This window comes from Polyangiaceae bacterium (assembly GCA_016715885.1).
Lineage (GTDB): Bacteria > Myxococcota_A > Polyangia > Polyangiales > Polyangiaceae > Polyangium.
In genome coordinates, this window is record JADJXL010000015.1 from 490449 (window position 1) to 508768 (window position 18320).

Sequence of the window (18320 nt, forward strand, 5' to 3'; positions counted from 1 at the left end):
GGTAGGGTCGGGTTGATGGTACCCCACGATCCGATCCTCGAAGTATTCGACAGAGCTCCTGTGGGCGAGCCGTATACGCCAGAGCAACGTGCAGAGCTCGACCGAGCCGTGGCAGATATTGCCGCGGGGAAAGTCGTGCCCATTTCGCACGAAGAAGTGCACGCATGGGTTGCGTCGCGAGCGCGTTCAATGCTCGATTACTCGTGAGGCGTGCCTTGATTTTCTCGCGCCTTTAGCGTGGCCATCAGTATTGGCACCACCGCCCGGTCCTTTGCACGGCCAGTCTTCAATTTAACATCAATGAGTGTCGGTAGATCGAGAACACGAAAGGACGTATCTCCATCTGACAATACCTCACTATGAGGCAAAAGTTCGTCATAACCCTGACCAACTTCGAGCTCGCATAGTGGATCAAATGGTCCGAGCAGCGTTGATAAATTGATGTGCCCGTTTCCCGCAAGCATTGCTGCTGTTGGGCGAAGTCGTCGATTGGCGAAGTCGTAACGCATGGTCGCGTCCAGCTTCAAGAGTAAATCGAGTAACCGGGCAATGTTATCTGGTGTTCGTCGATGAACGACATCCAGATCCTGCGTCGTAATAGGCGCGCCGTGTAGAAGGCCTGCGGCACCACCAACGACGATGAACTCCACCCCCGCGCGAACCAATTCCGTGACAAACCGCTCAGGGTCAACGACTTTCGGGTGCTCCACGTCGGAACCTCGTAGCAAACCGTGCCATCGCTACGCCCGCTCGCAAGCGCTCGAAGGGCGACCGCTGAAGAGCCAAACGAATCAGCGATTCGTCTACCTCCGATACAGCCATGATGAGCTCCGCGTCCATACGCTGAAGTAGCTCACTGCTGCTGCGTGGTCGTTCAGACCTCGCCTCGACACGGTCCATGCCGCAAGCCTAGCACGCCCCAGAGCTCTCCAAACGCAGCCTCTTCTCCCGCCTCGCACAAAAGTTTTCGCCACAAATTACAAGTGCCACGATGGCCTGTGCTACGGCCCAAATCGATGGGTGCGCAAGCGACCGCATGGGACCGAAACGAAGGCCGCTCCGATACGAAAGTCGGGCAAAGTGAACGATTTGGAGGCGTACGAGCGGACTTCGTCGCCACCCTGGGACGCCGCGTCCTCGAACTGCGAGCTGCCGTGGCAAGACTGGGCGAAGATGCGTCGTCGTCCGCAAGGCGCGATGACCTGCGCCGCCGCGTGCATGCGCTCGCTGCCGCTGCAAGGCTGCTTCGCTTCAACAAGCTCGCCGCCGAGCTCGCGGGGAGCGAAGCCCTGGTCGACCGCATCGCTCAGCGCGGGAAACTCACCGAGGAAGACGCGAAACAACTGTGCGAGCTGCTCGATAGGCTGCCCGAGCTGGCCTGGAGCGAAGCGGCGCTCGTGGATCCGGACTCCGTGCCGCGTCCGGGAAGCACGCCGCCTCGCCCCATGATCGCCCCCGACGTACCACGGGACGCGAGCGAAGATATCGTTGCAAAGCAAACGAAATTCGATGCACCTCAAACGATTTTGTTTGTCGGACCCGCGCACCTCGCCGAGGGGCTCGCGACCGAAGACGACCCGGAATCGTTCGAGATCGAACGAACGGATGACTTTGCAAAAGCCGCGGATCTTGCCCGAGCGCTCGCGCCCGATGTGATCGTGATCGACGCGGACAAACCGAGCGCCCGGCAGCTCGTCGCGGCGCTGCTGGCCGATCCGATGACGGAAGAAGCTCCCATCATCCTGCTCGGTCGGTTCGTAAAAGCCGACGATGCAGCGCTCTACGCAGCGCTCGGGGTGGCTCGAACGCTGCCGAAGCCGGTGTCACCAAGCGCCTTGCGCAAAGCGATCATCGAGGTGACCGCGAGCTACGTGAAGCGCGAGATCGCGCGCGCTCCGATCGGTGAAGTGACACTCGACGAGCTTGGCAAACGCCTGGCCGAAGAGCTGCGACGAGGTCTCTGCGATGCGGCCGATGAACGAGCGCGACAGATGCGGATCTCATGCGGCGAAGGCAGCGAAATGCTCGCGGCGCTTTGGGGCACGGTCGCACGCATTCGGGACCTCGTGACGATCGAGTCGCGGGGGGCCGTGAGGTTCGTGCAGAGCGGGCCGGAAGGCGCGCTGCCGTATGCACCATGGTTCGGCGAGACAAACGCGCGCGGCGATCAAGCGAGCCGCGTGCGATCGCTCGGAGAAGCGCGCGGAACGAAAGGTGCGTCGCTCGAGCGCATGAGCATCGTCGTCGCGGATGACGATGCAGCGATCACGTGGTTCTTGGCCGGCGTGCTTCGTTCCGCCGGAGCAACCGTGTACGAAGCGCGCGACGGCGAGCGGGCGTTCGAGCTTGCGTGTGAGCATTCGCCGGACCTCGTCCTCAGCGACATCGTGATGCCGGGCCTCGATGGGTTTGCGCTGTGCCGAGCGATCAAGCGGGATTTTGCGCTGCGCGACGTGCCCGTGGTGCTCCTGTCGTGGAAGGAAGACCTTTTGCAGCGCGTGCGAGAGCTCGGTGCAGGCGCGGATGGGTACATGCGCAAGGAAGCGAGTGCCGCGTCGATCGTGCAGCGACTGCGCGAGATCCTCGGGCCGCGGCTTCGCGTGGCGGAACGTTTGGCACGAGGTGGCGAAGTGCGCGGGCGCCTGGAAGGTTTGACGCCACGAACCCTGCTTTCGCTGGCCTGTACGCATCTGCCCGCATCGACGCTGACCGTGCGCGATGCGCGTGACCTGTACGAAGTGGAAATTCGTGAGGGGCATCCCGTGCGGGCCACTCGCACGACCGCCGATGGATCGTACGAACGTGGCCCCGGGGTGCTTGCGAGGCTGCTTGGCGTTGGCTCGGGTCGGTTTGTCGTGGTACCCATCGCGCATGATGACGTCGAACGCTTGTCGGCTGCGCGTCCTGACTTGTTCGGGTCGCTTGCCGAGCAATTGGTCCCGCCGATTGCTTCGGCCCGAGCGGCGCAGCGCCTGCTTTCGGGTGGTTCGCTGATGCTCGCGACACGCGTCGAAGTGGACCTCGGCGTGCTCGGATCGCTCGTGGACGCGATGCCGGATCGTGCGCGATCCGTGCTGCGGGCGATCGCGGACGGCGCGTCGCCGCGGGACATCGTCGTGAGCGGTTCGACGCCTGCGCGCCTCGTTGAGGACGTGCTCTGCGATGCTGCGGCGCACGGAGCCATCAGCGCGATCGTGGGTGCGTCGGGTACGGACTTGCTCACGCCGGCCGTGCAAGCGGAGTCGGAGCGGCTTCGAGGTATCCGGAGGTTGGAGCCGGTGGTCGTTCCGCCGCTCTCCGAAGTGCTGCCGGAGCCCGTGTCGAGCACGCCGCAGCCGGTGTCGGCCGTGATCGATCGCTCGGCCACGCCTCTACCGGCGGTCGTACGTGACGAACCTTCACCAGCCGCGCCGATTGTCGAGACGAACGCGACGAAGCATCAGGTCGAAGACAAGCCGCGCGAAACGTTGCGTGCTGCGGAAAAACCGGCGGTGCTCGTCACGCCGCACGATGACGACGATGACGATGCAACGACGCTTGCGCTTTTGGGACAGAGCCCCGTTTCGCATGCTGCAGCACCAAAGGTTTCCGCGAACGACTTCACGCCGGACGTCATCAGCGGAGTGCAAACCTACATGCCGCCGCCCGTGGCGCCGGTTGTCGCACCGGAGCCTGCGCCGGCGTCGAAGGGTTTGCTGGGACAAACAGCAACCAAAGCATCCGACGTCGCGTCTGAATCCGCAGCCGTCGAGGCTGCGAAGGGCGAGCAGGCGTCTGGTTTGTCGCCGGCGCCGCTGAAGCGCGCGCCGCTGGAAGCGATTGCTCCGAGCGTGAGGCCGCCGTCATCCGAAAAAGCGCCGCTCAAAGCAAAGTCCGCATCGCCGAAGCCTGCGGCTGTGTCGAAGAAGGTGTCACCGAAGCCTCCCGTGGCGAAGCCGGTCACGAGGGTGGTGCCGCCGATGACGTTGGGATCGCTCGAGCCGCCGCCGGTCGAGGAATTGCCGCCGCCGCGCACGGCATTGCCGTCGTCGCACGCGCCGCGTCCGCGTATGGCGGAGGCCGAGGTGCATGCGGGCATGCAAGCGGCGGAGCCGCCGAAACGGGACAATTCGCGAATGCGCGTGGGCGCGTGGATTCTGTTTGCTTTAGCGGGCGTTGTGTTTGCCGTGGGAAGCCGAGTTTCGCATCAACGCAGCCTGGAAGCGGCGCAAGCGCAGCAAGCGGCCCAAGTGGCAGAACCTGCGGACACGGAGGCTGTTCAGGCGGTGGAACCCGCTCCGGAAGCGCCCGTGGAAACGGCGACATCGCTCGACAGGAAAGAAGGGGAGTCGGCGGATTTCCCGGTATTGCCGCAGGATTTGCCATTGCGAAAAGAAGACAAGGTGCCCAAGGGGCAGGGATTGCTCGAAGTGGTCGCGGGTCCATCGGACACGATTTTCGTCGACGGGCAGCTCATTGGGACGGGCCCGGTGGTCAAGGTGCCGCTTGCGCCGAAGAAGGATCCGTACGAAATTCGTTTGCGGCTTCGAGGTGAAGAGCGCGTGCGTTTTGCGCTCGTCAAAGAAGGCCGAATGTCTCGGCTGCGTATTGCTCCGCCGTGGTCTCGTTGAAGGTTCGTTTTGCTCCCATTCTCTTGGCGCTCGGGCTCGGGCTGAGCGCCGGATGCAATGGGTGCAATCAAAAAGGCGTGGGCGACAAACCCACGCCTGCGCCGCCTTCGAGTGCCGAGGCGCCTGCATTCCCTGCAGGTCGCGTCATGACGGATCTCATCGAAGAGCTTCCAGCTTGTGACATCGAGCATCGGGGCATTTTGTTCGATGCGGGCACACCGGCGATGACCGGCCGCTATGCGTGGACCGGGACGGCTCCTCCTGGCGTCGAAAATGTCGAACACGACGCATCGACGTGGATCCGCGTTTCTTCGCGCACGTTGAAGGTGTTTTTCATGGTACCCGAGCCGAGCCATGTATTCGTTGCAACTCGCGCGCTCGGGCATGCATCGAAATCGGCATCGGTTTTACTGGACGATCAGCCGCTCGGAACGCTGAACTTCATTCGGGATCAAGTTCGAGTGGCCACGACGCCGGTGACGAATCTCCCCGTCGACGCCGGCATGCACACGCTCACATTTCGATTTTCCGGTAAAGTGCGCGATGACGATGCATTCGTCGACATCGATTGGATTCGTATTGGTATCCCCGACGAGAGCACGGTGACGTTCGGGGCTCCGACGTTGCGGGACATCGTGACGACGCGTGCGGCGCTGTCGGGGGTGCCGCATCGGGCGCTCGCAATGCGTGGGCCTGGGGCATTGCGGTGCACGTTGCGCTGGCCTCCGGGAGCGCGGCTGCGCACGTCGATTGGGCTCATGGGCGCGGGCGAGGCCGATGCAACGATACGCATTTTGCGTGACGGGGAAAAACCCACGGAGCTACTCGTGCAGCACGTCACGGGTGGGGACAAAGCGGTATGGACCGACGTCGACCTACCGCTTGATGAATATGCGGGGAAGTTGTCGACGATCGAGCTCGGCATGGAAGCCACGCCACCGGGTTCGCGGGTGATGTTCGGCGATCCATCGATTGTTCTGCTTGCGCCTCCGCCGCCTGCAACGGCGAAAGCGCGGGCCGTCGTGGTGGTGGTGATGGGCAGTGTCGAGCGCGCAGCGCTGCCGCCATGGCATGGCGCGCCAACCCCGCAACTGCCTGCGCTTTCCGACTTGGCGCTCACGGCGACGACGTTTCATCGTCACCGTGCTCCGACGACGTTTCCCGGCAGCGTCGTGGCGTCGCTCTTGACCGCCTTGCCGCCTCGAGGGCATACCGTGACGGACCTTGGTGCGCGAATGCCGTCGTGGCAAACGACGCTGGGGGGCATTGCGCATGACGCGAGCATTCGAGCGGCCATGTTCACGGGGGTCCCGTCGACATTCAAGTCATTCGGATTTGGAAGCGGTTGGGAGCATTTCGTCGAATATCCTCCGTATGGCAACGATCCAGCGACCGCGCCGCTCGATGGCGCCGCAGCGTGGATGACCGATGTATTGCGACAAGCGCCGGATGCGCGCTTGCTCGTGGTGGTGCATTCGCGCGGAGGCCATCCGCCGTGGGACATCACGCCGAAGGAATTGGCGCTGCTTCCGCCGAGCAAATACACGGGCGTGATCGAACCGCGTCGAGGCGCGCAGCAATTGGCGAGCGCTCGCAAGAGAAAGAACAAGCGGGATGTCCTTTCGACGCAGGATCAGGAGCGAGTTCGGGCGCTCGAAGCGGCGGCGCTGGCTGACGAAGATCGGGCGCTCGGCAATTTGGTGACGGCGTTGAAAACGGCGGGTATATGGGAAAACACCGTATTCGTCGTGACGGGCGATGTGAGCACCGGTGCTGCGTCGCTGTATGACGAAGGAACCGACTTGGCCGAACCATTTTTGACGTTGCCGCTCTACGTGCGGTTTCCCGAAGGCCGTCATGGTGGCACGCACGTGAATTTGCCCACGGAAATATGGGATATCACGCAAACGGCGATATCGGCGCTGGGCATTTCGTTTTCACGGCAGGGGCTCGGGCGGGACCTGTCCGGCGTGGCATCGGGCCTCGAAGATTCCACGGCCGAGCCACAGATTGCGACGCTGGATGAGCGATATTCGGCGCGTTGGGGCGAGCTCATCATGACGGGGCGTTACGACGGAGTGCCCTCACTTTGCGATTTGTCGCTCGATCCGATGTGCGCTTTCAATCGTCGCGATACGATGCCCGTGGCGGCGCAGGCGCTGTTCCGGCGGATCATGGCGCGGGATCAATCGACGCGGGTGGATGTGCGGAAACGCGAGCCGGCATCGTTCGACAATGATACAGTGGCGGCGCTCCGAGTGTGGGGGACGATCGATTAGGGTGACATCACGGAACGGGCTTGCAACGAGTATAGTCGACGGGTGCAAGCTCGGCGCGGATGAACCGCACCGGGGCACCATTGCGAGTCCCCGCAAGATGCTCGGTTTTGGGATCGTATTCCAATTCGTACGTCACGGGAAACGTGGCCGGCCGATTCTTGTTGGGTTCGTCGTGACGGACGACCTCGGTGCCCGTTTCGCCATCGAGGTGCACGAAGGAGCCTCGAAGTTGCCCCTCGGCCCTTTCAATCTTCCGGCGTTCGACGGCCATCTTGACCCCGCTTGCGACCACGCTTTCGTGCAGCTCCAGCGTGATTTGCGACTTGCTCTGGTCGATCGTCCAATACTCGGGCGATCGTTCACAAGTTCGCGGCAGAACGATGCGTTTGTCCGGTGAAACGGCCAAACCGGGGACGAGCGCCCACGTGCCTGTCCACGAAGGCTGCGGTGGGGTTTTTGCTGGGGCGTTGGATTGTCCGGAACAAGACAAGAAACACGGCAAGCAGACGAGGAACCAAGTGCGGGCAAGGGGGAGCATGCGGAAAGGATGCGCGCAGGTTGGTTATGACGTCAAGCGCTCGCCGACGCTTCTGTTGCACGTGAAACGCGCTGAGCCTCTTCCACCAGCGCCTTCAAGCACGGCACCACCACGCGCCCGATCGTCGCGCGGCGAATCGCCCCTCGAACGCTCGACGTGACCACGCCGTGATCCAAGAGCTCCTCGTCACGCTCGGTGCGGCGAGATTCGTACGCTGTGGCAAGCTCGTCCGATAGAACCGCAATTTCATGACGAATCGCATCGCGCACGTCAGCACCGAATGCGGTAAGCGCCCACTTGACCGTGCGCCAAGCAAGCTCGGCGTGCTGCGATTCGTCTTTTGCAATCATGTCGAGCGTTTGTCGCACCACCGGGTCCATGGCTCGCGCGCTCGCTTCACCCGCTTCGACCGCGGCGACGGTTTCTCCCACGCAACCCTCGCGAATCACGCGCCGAACGATGCCGACCACATCGTCGCTCTCCGCCATGGCACCATCCATCGCCAAGCGCCCAGGGCCAATGGGTTTGTCGCGGTAAGCGCTCGCCATGGCGAACGCAAACCGAGCGTGCTTCGTTTCGTCCACCATGGCGGAATTCGTGCGCATGATCAAATCGCTCGGAGCGCCAAGCGAAAGCAGCTCCATCGAGAATCGCGCGAATGCAGCAATCGATGCGTGCTCCATGCGAGCCGTGTGCTCCCAAGCTTCGGCAAGCTCGTTGCGGATTCGTTCGTCGATACCCTCGACATTGGGCACGATGTCCTGTTCGCACCAATCAGCACGCGTTTCGATATTCGCCGTGCGAGCTTCGTTGTCGATCAAGAAGGGTCGTCCAATGGCACAACCACCCAATTGGCATTCGCGATGACCGTCCGGCTGGACTGCGCAGAAACTGAAGTTCATTTGGCTCATGCAATCCTTGTCGCCGCCACACGTATCTTGCGGCGTCGTGCAGGCGAATTCATGGTACATGCAGCCCAAGGTCGAATCCCAGCTCGTGCATTCTTGTCCGGCGGCACAATCCGCGCCGGTATTGCATTTCGCCGAAATACACCTTCCACCCGCGGTACCGCAAAGGCACAATTGGTCGGCGGGACAATCGGCATCTTGCACGCAGGAAAGAACGCAGGAGCAAGCGATTTCTCCCCAATTGTCGCAAATGTACCCTTCGGGACACATGCCACAACATGAATTCGGATCGGGCTTGCCCGCCGGACAATCGATGGCTTCACGGCGACGGTATTGGCCGCCTGCGCAGATGTCGACCCCCACGTCGATGCCATCGATGATGACCGGTTGCGGATCGACACAACCTCCCGTGCCGGGAATGAAGCCGGTCGAGCTCGAGGACGACGACGTCGTTGAAGAGCTGCTGCTCGAGGACGACGTCGTTCCGCTGGAGCTGCTCGACGAAGAGCTGGAGGCATTCCCCGAGCCTCCTGCGCCCCCCGTGTTGCCGTTTTCGACGGTGACCTCCGCGTCGCAGCCGGCTTCCAATCCTACGCCGAGCGATACGAGCAAGGCACTGGCGAATAGTTCGAGCGACGAAAGGCGAGGTTTTGTTATGGTACGATGCATGGTGGTCCTCCGAGGTTACGCGGAGCAGCCATCATGCCACTCGTAGGGGGTCAAAATCTTCGGAAAAGACGACGAAATGGTTGCGCCAGAATGTGCCGCGTCGTTATCCGTTGTCATTCGCGAGCTTCGGCTCGAATCGTAGTGTCCCTTGAAGCAATGCGTCGAACGTGGCTTCGGGGGTGTCTGGCTGCGCGGCGCACCAGCGAAGAAAGCCGCGCAATGTCGTATCGGGGTGGTCCTCTTTGCCGGGTTGGGGCGCAAAGTCGCCGGCCATGGCGCGATCGATCAATTGCAAGAGGCGTGGGTGATATCCTTCGTAAACGGTCAAATCCTGAAAAAATCGCGCGCGAGCAGAATCGCCCTGGATGATTTTCACCACGTCTTCACGCAGCTTCGCGAGCGCATCGGCATCGCACGTCATGCATTCCAAGTCGTAAAGAGCATTGTCGCCCGGGTGATAGGCTCCCACGAGGTGACTGTGTTTACGCTCCATGCTGCCAGAAAGGCCCGTCAAATCGATGGGATCGATGGCTTTTTGCCAAAGTAGAAAAGGGAAACGCAGCGGCCGATATTGCCACAACCGTGCACGAAAGGTGCGCCGTACGGGCGTTTCGTCGATGCCGATCGTCGACGGACGAAACACCATGCGATGCAGCATGTACGCCACGCCCAAGGACACTTGCCACAAGTTTGGTTTGACGTCGATTCGTCCAAGCTCGTAAAGCCGATCCAGATGCCACTCGACGCGTTCGGGGTTTCGCAGTACGAACCGGTAAAACAGGGCAAGCGACGAGCTCATGCGCCGACGAGCGTACTTGGGAATGTCTCGATTGCAATCCTGTCCGAGGCAGGTCGGTATATTGATGTCGCATCCATGATGTACGCGCGGTTGCATGCCAAAAAGCATCGGCGCGCAACCTCAGTCCGGACATGCGGCGGCGTTCCAGTTTGCCCCTCGGGAACTCGCCCGCAACTTTCCTTTACCTTTCATCCCGATTCGTGGCATGTACCGCCGTCGCCCGCTCGAGGAGGATGCGGTTCGTGAGCCGATCGCTGGCAGGATCCAAGGTGCTCTTGTTCGTCGCGGGCCTCCTCGCGTCCACACCGGCACTCGCGCAGCCGCCGGACAAGCCGCCCGCCGCGCCATCCAATGTAACGTTGCCTACGGTCGTCGAGCATGTCGATGCGGTGTACCCGCCCGACAAGCTGCCCCAGGCCATCGATACCAACGTCGAAGTGCTGGTGACGGTCGAACGAAACGGTACCGTGAGCGACGCGCAGATCGCCGTGTCGGGCGGCGAGGCGTTCGATGCGGCGGCGCTCACCGCCGTCCGCCGGTGGCGCTTTACGCCCGCAACGCGCGCGGGTGTTCCCATACGTGCGCGCATTCGCGTGCCATTTCACTTTGCTCCGGACCCTCATCCGCCCGTGGGCCCGCAACCGACGCCCTCGCAAAAGCCCGCGCAGGGCACGCAGCCGAAGACCGAGCCGCACGATGAGCCCGCGACGCATGCCCACGACAAACCGCATGCGCACGAAGCTCCGACGGACCTCGGGGGCGGTTTGGCATTGCCGCATTCGGTCGCCGAGCCGGGCAAACCGATCGAGATCCACGTGCAAGGGCGCCCCACGCCGCCTCGTCGAGGTGCGTCCGATTTTCGGCTCGATCGCACCGTGTTCGAGGCAGCTCCGCGCCCAACCGCCGCGGACCTATTGAAATCGGCTCCAGGCTTCAACGTCATGCGCCCCGAAGGCGATGCGGTCGCGCAACGCGTGTCGCTTCGAGGGTTCGATGCCGATCACGGACAGGATATCCAATTTTCCGTCGGAGGCCTCGTCGCTCTCAATCAGCCGTCGCACATCCACGGTCAAGGATATGCCGACACGAACGTGCTGATTCCCGAAACCGTGCGAAATGTGCGGATCCTCGAAGGTGTTTACGATCCGCACCAAGGTGACTTCGCCGTCGCGGGCAGCGTCGATTTCGACCTTGGCGTGCAAGAGCGCGGAATTCGCGCGACCGCAAGCTACGGTTCGTTCGATACCTTGAGGCTCGTGGGTGTGTTTGCCCCCGTGGGCCAATCCGAAGAAACGTTTGGCGCTGTGGCATTGCGTTCGACCAGCGGCTTTGGCGATGGCGTTCGCGGAGGCGCATCGGCCGGTTTTACGGGACAATACCGCCTCGAATTGCCTGGCGAATGGACGGCGCTCTTGCATGCTGCAGGGTATGGTGCGCGGTCGGGCATCGGCGGCGTGTTGCGTCGCGACGACATCGACGCGCGCCGAATCGATTTTTGGGGCACGTATGGCGACACATCGGCCCGATCGCAATCGGCCAACGTCAGTCGAACCCAGGCCAGCGTTTCGTTCCAGCGCCTTGGCGACGACGGAACCGAAGCTTCCTTTGGCGTGTGGGGCGCTTACGCCACGTATCGCAGCAGGCTCAATTTTACTGGATACACGCAACGTTCGCGCGTGCAGCCGGAATGGGCAGGACGCGGAGACCTCATCGAACAATCGAATCAGGACGTGGGCGTCGGTGCGCGAGCGAGCTTTCGGACGCGAAGGTACCATCCGGCATCGTGGCTCGAAGCGCAGGTGTCCATGGGCGCAGATGCCGAAGGGCATTCGGTCGATCAAGCTCAGAATTTGCTCGAGGCGCCGCAGAACGAGACATGGGATCGCCGCGTCGATGCGACCATTGGCACATTTCGCGCGGGCGCTTTCGTCGACGTTCTTTTTTCCATTTCGAGGCGTGCACGTTTGCGTGGTGGCGCGCGTGCCGACTTCATTCTCTTCGACGTCGACGATCGCTTGGGAAACTTCATTCCGCCCTATCGCGAACCCACGCACATCGTTGGCTTTCGCCGGAGCGCCGCGGGCGTCGCGTGGGGGCCGCGAGCGACATTCGAATTCGATGCAACGTCCTTTTTGCGACTTTTTGCAGCCTACGGTGAAGGATACCGATCCCCCCAAGGTCGGCAGCTCGAAGAAGGCGAGCAGGCACCTTTTGCGAAAGTGCGGAGTTACGAGGCCGGGTTGAAACTCAATCACGAGCCGTCCCGGATTTCCACGACGCTGCTCGCCTATGAAACGCGACTTTCGTATGATCTTGCATTCGACGCGACCGAAGGGCGGCTCGAACGGATTGGTCCGACCACGCGACGCGGCATCGTGGCGCATTTTCAAGCGAACCCGCTTGCAGGTTTCAATGCATCGCTCAGCATGACCCTCGTTCGTGCAACGCTCGATGCGCCGCCTCCGCCCACGCCGGAAAACCCGACGCCGGCTTATGTCGAAGGCCAAGCTTTGCCCTACGTTCCGCCGGTCGTCGTGCGGGCGGACGTGTCGTACCAGCGGCCCATCGTCAAGCTTTGGGGCAAACCGCTCGTGGGCCGAATCGGATATGGTGCCACGTTTCTTTCGCCTCGGCCGCTCCCTTATGCGCAGGAGGCCGCGCCGGTATTCACGGTGGATGCCACGGCGGGACTTCGGCGCGATTTTGTCGAATTGGGCATCGATGCCATGAATTTGTTCAATCGCCGGTATGCCGATACCGAATACGTGTACGTTTCCGATTGGCGAACGAGTGATTTTCCATCACTCTTGCCAGCACGTCACATCTCTGCCGGCCCGCCGCTCACCATTCTCGGAACCCTTACCTTGCGTCTATAGTCCATGCGATACGCCGCCGCTTTTTTCTCCGCTTTCTTGCTTGCAGGCTGCACCGGCACGGGCCAGCCCGAAGTCTCTTTTCCAGCCTATTTCATCCCGACGACACCCAATTCGTTTGACGTGGGCGATGTCACCATCGATCTTGCCGAAGCTCGCGTAGCGTTTGGCCCAGCCTATTTTTGCGCCAGTGCGTCCGGGTCGGCGACGCTTTGTGAAACGGCGCTCGGCGAAATTCGTGACGAGGTCGTCATCGACGCATTGCAAGTCGAAAGGCAGATGGTCGGGACGTACCACGGATTCGTCGGCGAAGTGCGCAGTGGTTCCTATGACCTGGGCATTCATTGGTTTTTGCCTCAGCAAGAGGCTCGAGCATCTGCCGAAGCGCCGGCGGGTCATTCGGCGTTTTTTCGCGGTACGGCGAGTCGCGCGGGCACGAGCGTGGATTTCGAGATGAACATCGACGTCGTGCCGCAATATCGCGGGCAGCGTGCGGTGCCGACGGTCCCGGTAAAAGGGAGCGTCACCGAAAAGACAGAGAGCATTGAATTGAGGTTCGACGTGGAGTCTTGGCTTTCGACCATCGATTACGACGAAATGCTCGGATCGGGCGCAGATCCGTATGTCATCGGGTCGGGCGAAGTCGGCCACGATTCGGTCGTCATTCGAATGGTGTCGAACGATCCGGTGGAGTTTGGATTTACGAGCCCTTGAACGTCCCGTTGCGAAAGTTATCGTCTCGGGCTACCATGCCGACATGAGTTCTGCAGCTCGCGTCCAGTTACCGCATCCAGCATCGGAGCTGGATCTCTTGGGTTTGCCCGAGGAAGGGCGAGGGTACGAGCTGATCGACGGTGAATTGGTCGAAAAAGAGGCAGGCTTTCGCCATGGCCGCGCTCAATTCAGCATGGCGGGTTTTCTCGCACCCTACAATCGTCGAGCAGGAGGCGAAGGACGCCCGGGTGGATGGTGGTTTTTGACCGAGCAACTCGTTGCATTTTCTCCGGCGCACGTACTTCGTCCAGATGTCGCAGGCTGGCTTCGTGAGCGCTTGCCGGTGCCACCCAAGCACGAAGATGCGATCGTTCGAGTCCGTCCCGATTGGGTTTGCGAAATTATTTCACCAAAAAAAGCCAGTGAAGACCTCATTCGCAAAAAGCGCATCTACCACGCGCAAGGTGTGCCCTATTATTGGATCGTCGATCCTCGCGACGAAATTCTCATCGTGTTGCAATGGACTGCCAAGGGGTACCTAGAATTGCTCACCGCTCAACGCGGTGAGCGCGTTCGAGCCGAACCCTTCTTGGAGATCGAACTGCCCGTCGGCGGGCTGTTTGGCGAAGACGAAGCCGATCTCGAACCGTAGTCGGCCTCGTTCTCCATCCCGGACGATCGTGCATTCGGGACCATCGACGCGCGTGACCTGCCGTCGTCGCACGCCGCGCAGATCACCAGGCGCGTTTGCGTCGGCTCATGCAGATGGTCGTTTGTTGCTCGCGTTTCGCGATGCGCAACATCGAGTGGGCATCTCCGTGCCACTTCTCGCGCGCCACTGCTCCTCGTGCGCGCGCTGTTCTCTCTCGCGCGATGCACGCGCTCTCCCACGTGCGCATCGCGCGACGCGCCATCACACGCGCACGTAGCACTCGTCTTTGCCGCGCTCCGCGCAGCTCGATGCGACATCCAGCGCCTTGCGCGTGCGTCCGTCCTTCGCTGTTCACGAGCGCATTCGCGCTTGGCATGCCCTGCGCAAGGGCAGCCCAAAGGACGGCGCCGCCGAAATGGATCGCGCGGCCCGACGAAGATCTCACAAGAAAAACCAGAGGAGCCCCTGACCATGATGGCGACTGACGTACTCAAGCAGCAGCACCGCGAGTTCGAAGAATTGCTGCGCCAAATCGAGACGGCCGAAGATGACGAAGAGCGTGCCGCCCTGCGCGTCGAGCTCGCCGACATGCTTGCAGCTCATACGGCCATCGAAGAGGAGCTGTTTTACCCCGCAGCTCTCAACCAACTCGGCCCGGGCTCTCGCATTCGCGAATCGCTGGAAGAGCATGCCGTGATGGATTTTGCGCTCTACCGTCTCGTGCACGTGAGCGTCGCGGACGAGACGTTCTCCGCCAAGCTCGCGACCCTCAAAGATGTCCTCATGAATCACGTCGAAGAGGAAGAGAGCGAGCTGTTTCCGCAAGTCGACGGCGAGATGGAACGCCAGGTCCTCGACCAACTCGGCGAAAAGATGACGGCTCGTTTCGAGGAACGGCTGCGTGAAGGTCATCGCCCGATTCTCGAGCGCAGCTTGGGCATAGCAGCGCGCCAAGTTGCCGTTTCCGCGCCTGGCGCCAAGAAAGCCGCTCCGTCGCGAAGGCGCCCTGCCAAGCGGGCAGCAGCCCCCCAGAAGCGAGCTCTCTCGGCCGCGAAACGAGGCACGACGCAGAAGCGCGGAGCTGCAAAGCGCCCGACGAAGAAGGCTGCCGCCCAAGCGCAGGCGCAAGCACCCGCGAAACAGTCGGCGGGGCGTGCCCAAACCCGCAAAGCACCGGCTCGCGGCGCCCAAGGAGCCCAAGCCCAAAAGAGCGGTCGTCGCGCCAGCCCGGCGCGCAGCCAATCCGCGACGAAGAAGTCACGCGCAGCCGGCAAGTCCCGCGCGGCCGGCAAGTCCCGCGCAGCGAGCAAGTCCCGCGCAGCCGGCTGACACGTTTCGCCTCGTCCCACCTCGCTTCCGTCCGACCTCTGCACCACGGAAGCCCAAAGCTCCCGACACCAATTCCTCCGCCAAACCTCTTGCTCTTTGCTCGGTTTCCTGAGAAGCCTTCGCCTGCGGCGCAGGGTCCCGTCCCTTGTTTCGATTCGTGCCGCTCCCCAAGGAGTCACCATGACGAACAGCTTCGGCGCGAAAGACACGCTCTCGGTTTCCGGCAAGTCGTACACCATCTACCGTCTCCGCAAGCTCGCGGACGACGCAAAGCTCGCACGACTCCCCGTCTCCCTTCGCATCCTGCTCGAGAACTTATTGCGGCACGAGGATGGCCGGGTGGTGCGCAAAGAGCACGTCGATGCAGTGCTCGCGTGGGACCCCAAAGCCACGCCATCTCAGGAGATCTCGTTTCATCCCGCGCGCGTGCTCCTCCAGGATTTCACCGGCGTCCCCGCGGTCGTGGATCTCGCAGCCATGCGCGAGGCGTTTGCGGCGATGGGTGGTGACCCGAATCGGATCAATCCGCTTTCGCCCGCGGATCTCGTCATCGATCACTCCGTCGAGGTCAATTCATTCGCGACCAAAGATTCGCTGCGCAAGAACGCGGAGCTCGAGTACCAACGCAACGACGAGCGCTACGCATTCTTGCGCTGGGGTCAGCAGGCGTTTCAGAACTTCCGCGTCGTTCCGCCCGACACGGGCATCTGCCATCAAGTGAACCTCGAGTTCCTTGCGCGCGCAGTGATGACCGACGCGTCGGGCGTGGCGTTCCCGGATACGCTCGTCGGGACGGATTCGCACACGACGATGATCAATGGTTTGGGTGTCGTGGGATGGGGGGTCGGTGGCATCGAGGCCGAGGCTGCGCTGCTCGGGCAGCCCGTGACGATGCTGGTTCCGGAAGTCGTGGGCTTCAAGCTCACGGGCAGCTTGCGTGAAGGCGCGACGGCGACGGATCTGGTCTTGACGGTCACCGAAATGCTCCGAAAGAAGAAGGTCGTCGGCAAATTCGTCGAATTTTACGGGCCGGGGCTTTCGTCGCTGTCTTTGCCGGATCGCGCGACGATTGCGAACATGGCGCCCGAATATGGTGCGACGATTGGGTTTTTCCCCATCGACGAAGAAACGCTCTCATATTTGCGTTTTACCGGACGATCGACCGAACAAGTGGCGCTCGTCGAGGCTTATTGCAAAGAGCAGGGCATTTTCCGCTCGGCCGATATGCCCGATCCGGTGTTCAGCGATTCGCTCGAATTGGACCTTGGTGCGGTCGAGCCGAGCATTGCGGGGCCGAAGCGTCCGCAGGATCGAATTCGGCTGGCGGTCGCTCGTTCGGCGTATCGCAAGTCGCTTCATGCGATGATCGAGAAGAATTTCGCGGGCGTGGACAAAGACAAGCTCACGGTGTGGCTCGACGAACCGAGCGCCGACAAACCGACGGACGAAGCCATTGGTGCGCGTATGTTGGTGCGGGACACGGTGCTGAAGCCGGTTGCCGTGGAGGATGGGGACACGTCGTACAACATGCGTCATGGTGCGGTTGTGATTGCGGCGATCACGTCGTGCACGAATACGTCGAACCCGGCCGTGATGCTCGCCGCGGCGCTCGTGGCGAAAAAAGCGGTCGAGCGCGGGCTTTCGGTGAAGCCGTGGGTGAAGACGTCCGTGGCGCCCGGTTCGCAGGTGGTGGCGGATTATTACGAGGCATCGGGGCTATTGCCGTACCTCGAGGCGCTTGGTTTCCACTTGGTCGGGTATGGTTGCACGACGTGCATTGGCAATTCGGGGCCGCTTCCGGATGCGATCGTCGATGCAATCAAAAAGGGCGATCTCGTGGCAGCGAGCGTGCTCAGTGGTAATCGCAATTTCGAGGGTCGGATCAATCCGTCGGTTCGGATGAACTTCTTGATGTCGCCGCCGCTCGTCGTGGCCTACGCATTGCGTGGGGACATGGATTGGGATCCGCAAAGCGAGCCGGTGGGCAAGGACAAGAATGGGCAGCCGGTGTATTTGCGCGACATTTGGCCGACGGCGGCGGAGGTGCGCGATACGATTCGCGCTGCGGTGAAGAGCGAGCACTTCGTGAAGCGTTACGCGAATGCGCTCGAGGGTGACGACGCTTGGCGAGGGCTGCGGGTTCCCGAGGGACAAACGTTTGCGTGGGATGACAAGTCGACATACGTGCGCAAGCCGCCGTTTTTCGACAACCTTGGCAAGCAGGCGGCGGCGCTATCGGACATCCAAGGAGCGCGCGTATTGGCGCTCCTGGGCGATTCCGTGACGACCGATCACATTTCGCCGGCGGGCAACATTGCCAAGAACAGCCCGGCGGCGCGGTATCTCATGGAACATGGCGTGCAGCCGGGGGATTTCAATTCGTACGGGGCGCGGCGTGGCAACCATGAAGTGATGATGCGGGGCACGTTTGCGAACATTCGCATCAAGAATGCGCTGCTGGGCGGCGAAGAAGGGCCGAATACGCTGCATTTGCCGGCAGGGACGAAGCTCAGCATTTACGACGCGGCGATGAAGTATGCCGAAGAGAAAGTGCAGCTCGTGGTGATTGCGGGTTCGGAGTATGGAACGGGTTCGTCGCGAGATTGGGCGGCGAAGGGCACGAAGTTGCTCGGCGTGCGCGCGGTCATTGCGAAGAGCTTCGAGCGTATTCACCGGTCGAACCTGGTGGGTATGGGTGTCTTGCCGCTCGAGTTTGCGGCGGGAGAAGACGCGGCGTCGCTGGGGCTGGATGGGCGCGAGACGTTCGACATTCGCGGCATTGCGGAGGGCGTGACGCCATTCAAGAAGCTTTCGGTGGTGGCGAAGAAGGCGGACGGCACGACGAAGGAGTTCACGGTGACGGCGCGCATCGATACGCCGAACGAGGCGGACTACTACTTGAACGGTGGTATTTTGCAGTACGTGCTGCGGCAGATGGCGAAGTAGCGT

General features: G+C 61.9%; 12 protein-coding genes. 8 read left to right on the forward strand and 4 right to left on the reverse strand.

The features are described from left to right. Positions 1-15 precede the first annotated feature (15 nt). Positions 16-207: a hypothetical protein gene (locus IPM54_15685; protein MBK9261233.1), complete on the forward strand. Its 192-nt coding sequence runs from the start codon at positions 16-18 to the stop codon at positions 205-207. Here the strand turns inward: IPM54_15685 and IPM54_15690 are convergent. Then, positions 198-710 (reverse strand): hypothetical protein, encoded by a 513-nt coding sequence (locus IPM54_15690; protein ID MBK9261234.1) that lies wholly within the window; start codon positions 708-710, stop codon positions 198-200. The genes IPM54_15685 and IPM54_15690 overlap by 10 nt on opposite strands. 306 nt (positions 711-1016) lie before the next feature. Here IPM54_15690 and IPM54_15695 point away from each other — a divergent pair, with 306 nt between their 5' ends. Continuing rightward, positions 1017-4610, forward strand: coding sequence for a response regulator (locus IPM54_15695; GenBank protein MBK9261235.1), 3594 nt, complete (start codon positions 1017-1019; stop codon positions 4608-4610). After that, positions 4598-6889 (forward strand): sulfatase-like hydrolase/transferase, encoded by a 2292-nt coding sequence (locus tag IPM54_15700; GenBank protein ID MBK9261236.1) that lies wholly within the window; start codon positions 4598-4600, stop codon positions 6887-6889. Before IPM54_15695 ends, IPM54_15700 begins: the two co-directional genes overlap by 13 nt. Positions 6890-6896: 7 nt before the next feature. Here IPM54_15700 and IPM54_15705 read toward each other — a convergent pair whose 3' ends face one another. The 3 genes from IPM54_15705 to IPM54_15715 form a co-directional block, all read right to left on the reverse strand. After that, positions 6897-7427 (reverse strand): hypothetical protein, encoded by a 531-nt coding sequence (locus IPM54_15705; protein MBK9261237.1) that lies wholly within the window; start codon positions 7425-7427, stop codon positions 6897-6899. 32 nt (positions 7428-7459) lie between these two features. Beyond that, complete coding sequence (locus IPM54_15710) at positions 7460-9004, reverse strand: ferritin-like domain-containing protein (protein ID MBK9261238.1); 1545 nt, start codon at positions 9002-9004, stop codon at positions 7460-7462. Between the two features lie 103 nt (positions 9005-9107). After that, the gene (locus IPM54_15715) at positions 9108-9803 is read right to left on the reverse strand and encodes a hypothetical protein (GenBank protein MBK9261239.1); all 696 of its coding nucleotides are present in this window, start codon (positions 9801-9803) and stop codon (positions 9108-9110) included. Positions 9804-10036: 233 nt separating this feature from the next. Here IPM54_15715 and IPM54_15720 point away from each other — a divergent pair, with 233 nt between their 5' ends. The 5 genes from IPM54_15720 to acnA all read left to right on the forward strand — a co-directional run bounded on the left by IPM54_15720 (position 10037) and on the right by acnA (position 18317). Then, the gene (locus IPM54_15720) at positions 10037-12679 is read left to right on the forward strand and encodes a TonB-dependent receptor (protein ID MBK9261240.1); all 2643 of its coding nucleotides are present in this window, start codon (positions 10037-10039) and stop codon (positions 12677-12679) included. A 3-nt stretch (positions 12680-12682) separates the two neighbouring features. Beyond that, entirely contained in the window at positions 12683-13390 is a 708-nt protein-coding gene (locus IPM54_15725; protein MBK9261241.1) for a hypothetical protein, read from the forward strand. 43 nt (positions 13391-13433) lie between these two features. Further along, positions 13434-14042: a Uma2 family endonuclease gene (locus IPM54_15730; protein MBK9261242.1), complete on the forward strand. Its 609-nt coding sequence runs from the start codon at positions 13434-13436 to the stop codon at positions 14040-14042. 471 nt (positions 14043-14513) lie between these two features. Further along, positions 14514-15371: a hemerythrin domain-containing protein gene (locus IPM54_15735; protein ID MBK9261243.1), complete on the forward strand. Its 858-nt coding sequence runs from the start codon at positions 14514-14516 to the stop codon at positions 15369-15371. 180 nt (positions 15372-15551) lie between these two features. Next, entirely contained in the window at positions 15552-18317 is a 2766-nt protein-coding gene (acnA, locus tag IPM54_15740; protein MBK9261244.1) for an aconitate hydratase AcnA, read from the forward strand. Positions 18318-18320: the final 3 nt, after the last annotated feature.